12 protein-coding genes and 1 tRNA gene are annotated in these 11,087 nt (G+C 39.0%); 7 read left to right on the top strand and 6 right to left on the bottom strand.

Annotated features, from left to right (window positions below):
• Window positions 1-104: 104 nt before the first annotated feature.
• Window positions 105-2,126, bottom strand: coding sequence for an NADPH-dependent 2,4-dienoyl-CoA reductase (locus PR800_RS02960; protein WP_272530163.1), 2,022 nt, complete (start codon window positions 2,124-2,126; stop codon window positions 105-107).
• A gap of 223 nt (window positions 2,127-2,349) precedes the next feature.
• On the opposite strand from PR800_RS02960, the gene PR800_RS02965 reads away from it, so the two are divergent.
• The gene (locus PR800_RS02965) at window positions 2,350-2,946 is read left to right on the top strand and encodes a GNAT family N-acetyltransferase (RefSeq protein ID WP_272530204.1); all 597 of its coding nucleotides are present in this window, start codon (window positions 2,350-2,352) and stop codon (window positions 2,944-2,946) included.
• 45 nt (window positions 2,947-2,991) lie between these two features.
• Here the strand turns inward: PR800_RS02965 and PR800_RS02970 are convergent, their stop codons facing one another.
• Window positions 2,992-4,065, bottom strand: a complete 1,074-nt coding sequence (locus PR800_RS02970) for an NAD(P)H-dependent amine dehydrogenase family protein (RefSeq protein WP_210843460.1) — start codon at window positions 4,063-4,065, stop codon at window positions 2,992-2,994.
• Window positions 4,066-4,424: 359 nt separating this feature from the next.
• Between PR800_RS02970 and PR800_RS02975 the strand changes: the two genes are divergently transcribed.
• The 3 genes from PR800_RS02975 (at window position 4,425) to PR800_RS02985 (ending at window position 5,253) form a co-directional block, all read left to right on the top strand.
• Window positions 4,425-4,501 (top strand) — tRNA-Ile (locus PR800_RS02975).
• Window positions 4,502-4,735: 234 nt separating this feature from the next.
• Window positions 4,736-5,029, top strand: a complete 294-nt coding sequence (locus PR800_RS02980) for a NosD domain-containing protein (RefSeq protein WP_272530205.1) — start codon at window positions 4,736-4,738, stop codon at window positions 5,027-5,029.
• Complete coding sequence (locus tag PR800_RS02985) at window positions 5,029-5,253, top strand: hypothetical protein (protein WP_272530166.1); 225 nt, start codon at window positions 5,029-5,031, stop codon at window positions 5,251-5,253. The genes PR800_RS02980 and PR800_RS02985 overlap by 1 nt, the downstream gene beginning before the upstream one ends.
• A 1,056-nt stretch (window positions 5,254-6,309) precedes the next feature.
• On the opposite strand, the gene PR800_RS02990 is transcribed toward PR800_RS02985, so the two are convergent.
• Window positions 6,310-6,729 (bottom strand): hypothetical protein, encoded by a 420-nt coding sequence (locus tag PR800_RS02990; RefSeq protein WP_336298213.1) that lies wholly within the window; start codon window positions 6,727-6,729, stop codon window positions 6,310-6,312.
• A 307-nt stretch (window positions 6,730-7,036) separates the two neighbouring features.
• On the opposite strand from PR800_RS02990, the gene PR800_RS03000 reads away from it, so the two are divergent.
• Together PR800_RS03000 and PR800_RS03005 are read left to right on the top strand one after the other, a co-directional pair.
• Window positions 7,037-7,612 (top strand): tyrosine-type recombinase/integrase, encoded by a 576-nt coding sequence (locus PR800_RS03000; RefSeq protein WP_442959872.1) that lies wholly within the window; start codon window positions 7,037-7,039, stop codon window positions 7,610-7,612.
• Window positions 7,609-8,631, top strand: coding sequence for a hypothetical protein (locus PR800_RS03005; protein WP_272530168.1), 1,023 nt, complete (start codon window positions 7,609-7,611; stop codon window positions 8,629-8,631). The genes PR800_RS03000 and PR800_RS03005 overlap by 4 nt, the downstream gene beginning before the upstream one ends.
• A 305-nt stretch (window positions 8,632-8,936) precedes the next feature.
• On the opposite strand, the gene surE is transcribed toward PR800_RS03005, so the two are convergent.
• From surE to PR800_RS03020, 3 genes are read right to left on the bottom strand one after another with little or no spacing between them, the layout of a single operon-like run.
• Entirely contained in the window at window positions 8,937-9,815 is an 879-nt protein-coding gene (gene surE / locus PR800_RS03010) for a 5'/3'-nucleotidase SurE (protein WP_272530170.1), read from the bottom strand.
• A gap of 28 nt (window positions 9,816-9,843) precedes the next feature.
• Window positions 9,844-10,293 (bottom strand): hypothetical protein, encoded by a 450-nt coding sequence (locus PR800_RS03015; protein WP_166264355.1) that lies wholly within the window; start codon window positions 10,291-10,293, stop codon window positions 9,844-9,846.
• A gap of 15 nt (window positions 10,294-10,308) precedes the next feature.
• Entirely contained in the window at window positions 10,309-10,611 is a 303-nt protein-coding gene (locus tag PR800_RS03020; RefSeq protein WP_102137884.1) for a hypothetical protein, read from the bottom strand.
• Between the two features lie 49 nt (window positions 10,612-10,660).
• Between PR800_RS03020 and PR800_RS03025 the strand changes: the two genes are divergently transcribed.
• Window positions 10,661-10,981, top strand: a complete 321-nt coding sequence (locus PR800_RS03025; RefSeq protein WP_272530172.1) for a sulfatase/phosphatase domain-containing protein — start codon at window positions 10,661-10,663, stop codon at window positions 10,979-10,981.
• Window positions 10,982-11,087 lie beyond the last annotated feature (106 nt).

Here is an 11,087-nt window from a genome sequence, read left to right on the forward strand (position 1 = left end):
TGTGTGAACCAAAAGAAGGGCAGGGACTGTGAAAGCAATCTCTGCCTTTTTTTTGGGATATGTGATAAACCCTAGCGAAAATCCCGAACAACGGAGCAGAAAAATTAAAGCTGATACGCAATTTTCATACCTTGCTCGATAGCGCGGCGCGCATCCAGCTCCGCGGCGACATCAGCACCACCAATAACATAGGCATTAATCCCACGTTCTGCTAATTGTACTTTTAATGGGCGGTAAGGCTCTTGCCCTGCACATAAAATCACATTATCAACGGGAAGGCACTGGATTTCATTTTGATAACGAATATGTAGTCCTTCGTTATCAACTCGCATATATTCAACACCATTTAGCATCTGCACGCCCCGCTTCATTAGGGATAAGCGATGCACCCAACCGGTTGTTTTACCAAGACCCGCCCCGACTTTACTGTTTTTACGCTGTAATAAGTACAATTGGCGAGCTGATGCCATAAGGGATTTTTGTGGGGGAAATACGCCACCTTTTGAATGGATCGTGGTGTCAATATTCCACTCCTTATTAAATAGTGATGAATCTAAACTGCTACTTTTTCCTTCTTGGGTTAGCAACTCGGCAACATCAAAACCAATCCCCCCAGCCCCAATAATGGCGGCACTTTTCCCCACTGAACGTTGTTTGGTGATGACATCGATATAAGAAATGACTTTATGGTGGTCAACCCCTTCGAGCTGGATCTTTCGTGGAACGACACCCGTTGCAATAATGACCTCATCAAATCCAGATAAACAGTCAACATCGGCTTGTTGTTCAAGGCGCACATCAACATTTAATAGTTCCAGTTGTCGGCAGAAGTAACGAATAGTTTCATGGAATTCTTCTTTACCGGGGATTTGCTTCGCGAGGTTAAATTGCCCACCTATGTGGTTAGACTTTTCAAACAAAGTGACGCGATGCCCACGTTTTGCTGCATAAATTGCACAAGATAACCCGGCAGGCCCTGCGCCAACAATTGCGACAGATTTGCTCTGTGGGGCTTTTTCGTTAGGGTAATCCATTTCCCTAACGGCTTGTGGGTTAACCAAACAACTGGCGAGCTTTCCACTAAAGATAAGGTCGAGACAGGCTTGATTACAACCAATGCAGGTATTGATTTCATCAGCTCGATTTTCTGCTGCTTTACGGACAAATGCTTCATCAGCAAGAAACGGCCGAGCCATTGAAACCATATCTGCTTGATGATTGGCAATAATATGTTCTGCAACAAAGGGGTCATTGATGCGATTTGTGGTTATCAGCGGAATATTCACTTTTCCCATTAATTTTTGCGTAACCCAACTAAACGCACTACGGGGAACTTGTGTTGCTATCGTAGGTACTCGAGCTTCGTGCCAACCAATACCCGTGTTGATCATACTGGCACCTGCGTTTTCAATTTTTTTGGCAAGAAATTCAACTTCTTCCCATGTTGAGCCTTCTTCAACTAAATCCAACATGGAAAGTCGATAAATAATGATAAAGTTTTCCCCAACGGCTTCCCGTATTTGTCGCACGATTTCAATGGGAAAGCGAATTCGGTTTATGTAACTCCCACCCCATTCATCAGTTCTATGGTTGGTACGCTTGGTAATGAATTGGTTAATTAAATAACCTTCGGAACCCATAATTTCAACACCATCATACCCAGCTTGCTGAGCTAGCTTGGCTGTTGTCACGAAGTCATCAATCGTTTTTTCAACTTCATCAGTTGAAAGTTCTCGGGGGGCGAAAGGAATAATTTCTGCTTGAATAGGGCTTGGCGCAACTAATTTAGGGTGCAGCCCATAACGCCCTGCATGCAAGATTTGTAAGGCGATTTTACCATCTGCTTGGTGGACGGCATCCGTGATTTGTTGATGAAATGAAAGCTGGTTTTTATCGTTTAATACCGCGCCATGAGCGGTAAGCGCCCCCTCTGGATTGGGGGCGATACCACCGGTAATGATGAGGCTGACACCATTTTCAGCGCGTAGGCGGTAAAAATGTGCTAGTCGCTCACTGCCTTGTGGGTGTTCTTCAAGCCCAGTATGCATTGAACCCATCAAGATGCGATTTTTTAGGACGGTATGGCCTAAATCAAGTGGGGTAAAGAGGTGTGGGAAATTGCTCATTATTATACTCCCATTCGGGATTTCATTAACAGGTCAGATGAGTTAACTGTAGCGTAATGAAGGGGTAATTTGGTAAAGATGTTAAAATTTTGTGATTTTTATCATATGTTTTCGGTTAAATAGCTGAGTGTCATAAAAAAATAGGTGTTTTTTTGTTTTTATGTCATAAAAAGAGATTAAAAAAAGAAACACACAGCATAAAGAGCAATATAGGGAAACCATGATGAAAGAGATTTGCCAAGCTATTACTTTAGAAGGTGAATACGTTCGCCTTGAACCTCTATCTCACCAATATGACGTCGAACTGGCAGATATCATTCGGCGAGATGGGCTGCATAATTTGTGGTATGCCTTAGTGCCTGAGCCTGAATATTTCTCTCAAGATGTGGAAAAGCGCCTGGAAAATTTCAAGAAAAAGGAATGCTTACCTTTTGTGGTGATCGATAAACGAAGCGATAAACCAGTGGGTATTACTTCTTATAACCGTGTGGACCATGCAGTAAGGCGGGTTGAAATTGGGGCCACTTGGTATGGAATAGAGGTGCAACGTACCGCATTAAATACAGAGGCTAAATATTTGCTGTTAAAACATGCCTTTGAGGAATTAGACTGCGTTGCAGTGGAGTTTCGTACACATTTTTTAAATAGCCAAAGTCGCCGTGCCATTGAACGTTTAGGGGCTAAGCTCGATGGTATCTTGCGCAACCATATGAAAACTAAAACGGGTGAATTGCGTGATAGCTGCATATATAGCATTATCGAGTCAGAATGGCCGTCGATAAAACACCACTTAGAATGGCTGATGGTAAAACCGCGCTAAGGCTAGGTGTGGGGAAATAGCCCACCGGAAGGTGGGCAATGTTAGCTATAAATACTCATGCATTGGTTTGGTCATAAATACATTATTTGGCATTTTTTCTGTGGTGGTATAGCCTGCTGGGCTATTAATCAGTGCAGGAATGCGGTTCACTAAATTTGCACAGGTTAATTCTACGGTTGCTGGGTTATTCACCTCAATTGAGGTGTCGGGTTCACCAATTAACTGCCAGCTATTTTTATCACACTCACCCGCTGTTAAGATTTTCCCAATACACTCTGTTTCGAGGGTAATACCTTCTGCGGTTTCGGTGATCACCACCGCAGATAAGCCTAAGACATCCCCTTTTTTAACAGTCATTTTGAGCGTTTCGGAGTAAATATCTTGCTGGGCAATTTGCGGTACACAGCGCTGAGTTTGGCTGGTGATCGTTAACCCAAGGCGGCTACATAGCCAGCCGTTTTGTGTCCACATATACGGTGGTGCATATTCACCGCTTTCGATTTTCTGCGAAATAACATCGTAAGGTAAGTCATTATAGTTACCAATTTGTTTGTCGAACTCATCAACAGTTAAACCCGCACCGTGACCGACAGCAAGAGCGATACCGTAATCTTCAACGTTATAGCAGCTAGAACCTTTAATTTTCACCAATTTGTGCATGGAGCCTGCTAAGGTGTCAATAAGTACGCCCCAATACATATCAGGGTAGCCACTGCCCGCAAGGGTACAATTATTTTCTTTGGCTAATGCATCAAGCTTTTGTGTAATTTCAGGTGATGAATTCCATGGGTAAAGAGCTTCTTCTCCGGTTGAAATGGCGTTTACACCATGACGAGCAAATAGGGAGAATGCGTCTTCTAAATCAGCCATGGTACTCAATGTTGCGATGATGCCAACATCAGGCTTTAAGGTTTCGAGGGTTTTATCCGCTTCATGTAGCGGCTGTACTTTTACCCCTGTTGGCGTCGTTCCTGCAATTTCACCTATATCTTTGCCAATAACGGCTTCATTGATATCAAAAGCCGCCACAACTTCAGCACCATGCTCTTGCAAGTAACGGATCAAAAATTTACCCATTTTTCCGCAACCATATTGAACTGCACGTACTTTTTTCATCATTATTGTCCTATATGCGAATTATCTATAGACCATATTGTGAGATTTGAATATAAAAAATATTGTTCTATATCAATTGTTTGAATAAAGAATTTTTAATAAAATTGATTGCAATTATGATGTTGTTTTTATTGTTAATTTGATATTGGTGAGAGTTAAATATAGATAAAGTGCGAGAAAGTGATTTAAATAAAAAATAGCAGGGCTCATTAAAATTGCAAAAAACGACGTTCGAATGATAGTAATAGCCTGTGCTATCGCATTGAATTATAAGAAAGGTAACTAGGTTGAACACAATTTCATCATACGGTTTCGAAACACTAGACCTAAGCTAAAACTACACGTATAATCCTCTCCACTTTGGCCCCTTAGCTCAGTTGGTTAGAGCAGTCGACTCATAATCGATTGGTCACTGGTTCAAGTCCAGTAGGGGCCACCAAATTTTAGCTGTTAAATCAGCGCATTAAGCCACTTTTAACGAAGTGGCTTTTTTGTATCTAAAAGCCAATGGCGACGAAATGGCGACAGAGATTCACCGCTGCTATTGATTCTAAGGATTTATACATATGAGTAATTCCGAAGTAACCCCTAAATACAGTTCTTTTCTTGTTCTTTAGATAAATTGCAATTCATTTTTTTTCGTACATAATCAATCATTGTTGATGTAATAACGATCAATCAAGGTGAGCTAATGTCTTGTGGGATAAAAGTCTCTGGAAGTTCAAACATTCGAATATCAAATTGTTCTTTTAGTGGGTTAGATGTTGGAATAGATGCAGAGTATTCTAATAATATAAGTGTTTCTGGTACTAACTTTAACGATGTAAAAACTGGGGTAAAGCTCAATAAAGTAAATGGATTTAAAGCAACTAATAATACTGACAGTTATACTAGTAATGGTTGTTTTAGATTTTCAATAGTTTCGGTTGCTGTAAGTAACATCTTAAATTTAAAAAGGATATCTTAATGCCTATGTTTGAAATTAAAGACAGTGAGAATATTGAACTAGACAATAACAAAACAAACCAGACAACTTTAGCTAAGTTGGACGGTGTTCGTAATTTAAAAGCAACTAATAATACTGTAGATACTGCCCCTAAAAATGAAGATGAGCTTTTTGAATGTAAACCTGGGTTTTGGGGGTTTAGTGTTAATCTCAAAGTTCTATTTAAGAAACTTTTTAGACGTTAATAGTATTTTCAGTTTTTCAATTCTTCTCAAGGTGCGTAGCTACAGGCCTTTTGAAATCATGCGGCTCATTTCTCGATCCAATCAAATCCACGTAAAATAGAATTTTCCTTTATCTTTCATTGCATTGTGTCTTTAGCTCAATCCATTTAGTGATCCAAAAACTGAAATCTATTGAAATTCTTTGCACAGATTTCAGTTTGAGATTTTCGGTAACTCCCTAGCACTGGCGCGGCTTGGCGATATGTTTTGTAGAATTTCAAAACTGAAATAAAGTTTAGATCCAAAACGCGCAGGCGGGTGCGGTGTAGTGCATTTTACGTGGTAGGTAACTTTATTTCGTGGGGTAGCGCTGCATCAGCACTATGTTATTGATGTGATCCAAATGAAAGGTTGCTTGATGTGGTTTGACTGTTGGTAGGCTGTAGATCGCATATAGGCTTACCTATGATGGGCTACAAATATTAAAGGCTACCGATGGTGGTCGGTAGCCTTAGTTACGTTTTCGTCATTACATGAATGAGCGAATCAATTTTAGTACAGCAGTAATTGCTACTAAAACGATGATTAAAGTATCTAATACTTGTTTCATCCGCCTGACTCCTTAAATTAAGGAGTGCGATTAACCTAGTATCACCCTTACACTGCCTGTCAATCTAGGCTTCATCATAGTTAGTTGAAGAATGTCGCACAACTTGGTTAGGGCATTAAGACAGCACCACCTGTTACTTAACCAGGGCTTAACTTTCCGTATATAAATACGAAATGTAGAATTCCGTTTCCACTAATCAAAAAGAGCAACTTTTTGATGTGCATTAAGACCATGCCAGCGACATCCATCTAACTGCGCATAATTATAGTGAGAATTTAAACCAGATCAATCGATTAAATTTAATAATGTGAAAAAACAAAAAAACCCAACTGGTGAGGTCGGGTTTCTTTGATTTCAAGTAAAGACTTGATATGTCTTAGCCCTTGTTGGTGCAAGGGAGCGCATCTCATTATTGCGCGACATTCTTCAACTAACTGAAATTAGTTTAATACTTTTGGTCTTAAATCTCAACCAATAACTGGTTGATACTTTTCTTTCAGGCCATCTGATTTATTTGCTGTGCTTTTGATGGCATCGGCATTCAGTGGCGTTCCTGTGTTGTGGTGGCTGTGGCTTGCTGTCAGTTCGGCCAACTCTTTCACAATATCTAACGTATCAATCATCAACTGCGCCACGTTAATTTCTTGGCTACCAATCCACACAACCGGTGCAATGATTTCTTGTTTGGTACCCGCGATACTTTGCTTGAGTGCGCCTACCTTTTCAATCAGCTTTTGGCCAATGGTGAGTGTGGCATCTTCGGCAATATCAATCTCCGCTTTTTTGCCGATGCTGGTCACTAAGTTACCTTTTGATGCAATGCTGTAATCACCATCGGCTATCTGTTGGATAGCGCCTGCCAGTAATGTTGCTGTGCCCAGTCCCATGGTTTTATCGGTGGCTTGAATGGTGGTATTTCGGGTGGCTATTAGCAATCATGTCGCGGATGGTCGATTTTGAAAGCCCTGAGTGTTGGCTAAATGCCTAAACTGTGAGGTAAGGGGATGGAATGTTAATTGAAATTATAGATCTCATAAGGCAAAATTTCCTATTCGTATTTTATCTGGTCGCATCCAGTTTTATTGGTTTTTAACTACAAAGTAAGATGGTCTTATTTCCCATTTAACTATAAGTTAAACTAATTAAGTTTTTAGCGAATTTGACGTAATGGCTATGGGAAAATTTAATTTAGAGATGTTTGGCGAAAGCGCACCAGTTCTGGGTCGTATCATTGAAGCATACGGCTTCAGCTCTAAGCTGATGCTCGCACAGCACTTTGAAATGGCTTCTAGTAGCCTTGCGGGTAGATACAAGAGAGAGAACTTTCCGGCTGATTTGGTTGTGCGCTGTGTCGCTGAGACAGGGGCTAGGTGGTCAGAGGCTGAAAATTTAACCGCCATACAGATTCGAAATAATACGGTGACCTTTACCAAGACAAAAGGGAAGCGCAACCGTTCTATTCCTATCAGCGAAGAATTAATTGCAGAATTACCGAAAGTTAAAGGTTCTAAACGGTTATTTAAATCCTGTTATTCTGCATTTCGTTCAGCCTTAAAACGCACAGGTATTGAGTTACCAGAACGCCAATCGTCACATGTTTTACGCCACACCTTTGCATCTCACTTTATGATGTCCGGTGGTAATATTTTAGTATTACAAAGAATCCTTGGCCATACTGATATCAAAATGACAATGCGGTATGCCCATTTCGCCCCAGATCATCTTAATGATGCACTGGTTTATAATCCTTTGGTGAAGTTGAAGATATGAGCTTAGTAATAATCATATTATTAATTATATTAGTGCCTGCTATTCTTTTTTTATGTTTACTAAAAAAAAGAAAATGGAAGTTTTGGCTAGATGAATCTAGCCTACATGTGCAGCCACTATTCTGGTTTTTAGTTTTTCTTCCACTCATTATCAGTGGTATTGCATGGGTATTAGTTGCTCAGGATTATGAGTTAGATGTATCGACTAGGGGTTATAGTCGGCTCATGGATAATGCGAAATTTCCATTTTTAATTTTAGCTTTATCACCAATTTTAGGTGCATTTGTAACAAGTGCTCATCGTTCACTTCAAACAGAACTTCAAATAAAAACAGCTAAAGAACAGTTAGACGAAGCTCAAAAGAAAAATAAAGTTGATATTTATTTTTCTAGAAGAAAATACATAATAGAAAGGTTAGCAGGGGTAAGGTCTGAGTACTTATCTAGTGATTTTAATTCAAATTATATATATGAGCTAGCATACAATTTTAATGATTATACTGATGAGGTAAATGATTCATTTTATAAAAATTTAAATTTAAGACTGGAGTATATAAGGGGAATGGTAGGAAGAATTAGATATGATTTAGATAAAATAGATAATAATGAAGATTATATTAATGCTATTGAGAGTGCATCTATATATCGAACTAAACAGTTAGTAAATATGATGTGTGATTTGTTTGGCTATATAGGCTCTAATTTGAATAAAAATAATGAATTTGAAAATAAGGTAAACATGATTCACAGTTTTTATCCTAAAAAAGGAAAAGTTTTCAATTCAAATGATTTTTCTACATTTTTATCTGTTTATACGGCAGAAGTTATGTTTGAGCTTGAAAAAATCAAATCAGTGATTAAAGAAATATGCGTAATATTGCTACTTAGAAATGATATTCAGGACATGATACCTGAGCTAGGGAATGATTATATATCGCATGGTGATACAGTGTATTGTTCAATTTTCACGCCTAGTAATGGCGACATATTGGCGGCAGAGAACCAGAACCCTCCTGAATAACCATCAGTCACCGTTTTCTATCCTTTTGATAAATATGTAATTTATTGATTTATAAAGGATAGGGAACGTACTCATAATCGATTGGTCGCTGGTTCAAGTCCAGCAGGGACCACCAAATTTTAGCTGTTAAATCAGCGCATTAAGCCACTTCTTAGCAAGTGGCTTTTTTGTTTTTCTAAAACATATCACGCTAATGACTCACCAAAATACTTTTGTAATTCATCTCGGCTTTTAATTTCTTGTTAATCCGTATACTTGCTGGCTTTTTGAAGCTATGTGATGGATGTTGTAATCCTTTTTGTGACCTAAAAATTGAAATCATTTTTATATTCTTTTACTTTTTCTTCAGGAGCATTCCAATCACCATCGAATACAGTATAAGTAATATATCCTTTGTCGAGGTATCCAGTATCCGAATTATCATTTCTCATTTTTAATGCTTCAGGATTAATGAATTGCTTAGTTTTTCCTTCGGCGGTTATTTCATATAAAACTTGTGGTGAAACGGTATATTCGTTTTCAATAAACTTTACGCCTTTAATTTTATCTTTAGGTAGTGCAGGGTAATTAATGCTTAATCCTGATCTCGCTGGAAGTACTTTCTCGCCAGTCTCCCATTTTTTATTTAAATTATCAACGAGATCAACAATATAAGTGACTGAATCAGGCCAATATTTTTGGGTGCTAGGCCAACCTGATTTTATTTCTTCATCAGTCATAATATAACCAATACTTGCGGCTATCGCTGGGTAGCCAAGACGTACAGCGCGAGCTGCGGCTGAGACCGTTCCTGAATTAAGTTGCGAGGCTCCGGTATTTGGGCCATCGTTGACTCCAGAAATTACAAGATCTGGTGGTGTTTCCCGTAATAATCCCTGCAAACCAAAATCCAGTGAATCTGCAGGAGTACCAGGGAAGCAATAAGTACGCTCATCGACTTTTTTAACATCAAACTCTTTCCCTGCTTTGAATGTAATAGCAGTCCCTATTCCGCTTTGATTTGTTGCTGGACCGACAAGCCAAACATCATAACCTTTTGCATCTAATTGAGACTTTAATTCAGTTAGGCCAAATGCCTCACATCCATCGTCATTAACTAATAAAATACGCATTTTATCGTTGCTGGCTTGAGCTTGAAGTCCAAATAACGTTAATAAACTAATAGCTAAAATTGTTTTTTTCATTTTGCCCCTCGACACATGATTAGTGGTATTAAAATATATTGAATTTATAATCAAAAATAATATCTGCGGCGATAGCATTTCTTCGAATATAGTGGCCACTATCATCAAAAACAGGCTGTACGCGGTTTCCTTGTACTTGATATAACCAAGCTTTGGTTAATTTAGTAAATATCGTAAAGTTTTTTAAGCTTGGATCACTAGGTTGCCAAGCATTGATGAGATTAATCTCACCTGTTTTAATTTTATTATTTTTAAAATCAAACTGACCGTAATTTAATTGTACTGCAGAATAAAAATCTTCAGCATATTTATAATCAATAAGCCCTGTTAGAGCTAATTCACCATCACGCTGATAGTGATAAGCGGCAGATGACATAGGCTCAATACGCCAACGTGCATTTCTCAAAGGATGCCTGTCAAAATAACCGAGTGACCCGTCATTTTTTGAAGCATCAGTATAGCCAATACCCAGTTTCATACCTAAGGCATCATGTTACCATCTAACAGTACCTTCATAGACCCAAGAGGTGCCATTAGCGGCCTGCTGTGCGGAGGGCATATCTTTATATAATTCTAAAGGGACATTACCAAAAGCTTGGAACCCAAGAGTGATATTAGAATAAGGCATATAGCTTAGTTCAAGAACATGACGGTCAATGAAATCTTTCGCATAGCCATAATTATAACTGGCAGTGAGTTCTTTTGTTTTATAGTTGATACCACCCGCTGCGATATATTCAACAGGGGTTTTATTTGCACTATGGAATTTTTCTTTATTCGGGGTAAAGCGTTCCATAACTCTATCAACATATAGCGTATCGATTGAAAAATCCTGATATTTCAATGTGCCATCGAAAGAAACGCCTCATGGTTCAGGGCCAGCAACCAGTGGGGCAACACCTTTTAAGCGTTATAAATTATGGCCTTATTTAGGCGGTGTTAGAACTCCACTGATTGTGTCATGGCCTAGTTATACACAGCAACCAAATAGTATTCGCTCCCAATATGTTAGTGTCATTGATATTGCCCCTACAATTTTAGATGCAGCGGGAACTTCATTTACAACAGAGGTTGATGGGGGAAAACAAATTCCTGTGGCAGGTAAATCTTTCTTGGGAACACTAAATTCGGATGACGCAAAAACCCGTGACGTGCAGTATTTTTAACTGCGTAGTCAGCGAGCTATTACTCAAGGAGACTGGAGAGCTGTCGCATTACACCGTTACAACACCAGCTATGATGATGACCAATGGCAACTGTTCAATACAGCAG

Source organism: Providencia sp. PROV205 (genome assembly GCF_028479505.1).
In the GTDB taxonomy this organism is placed as follows: Bacteria; Pseudomonadota; Gammaproteobacteria; order Enterobacterales; family Enterobacteriaceae; genus Providencia; species Providencia huaxiensis.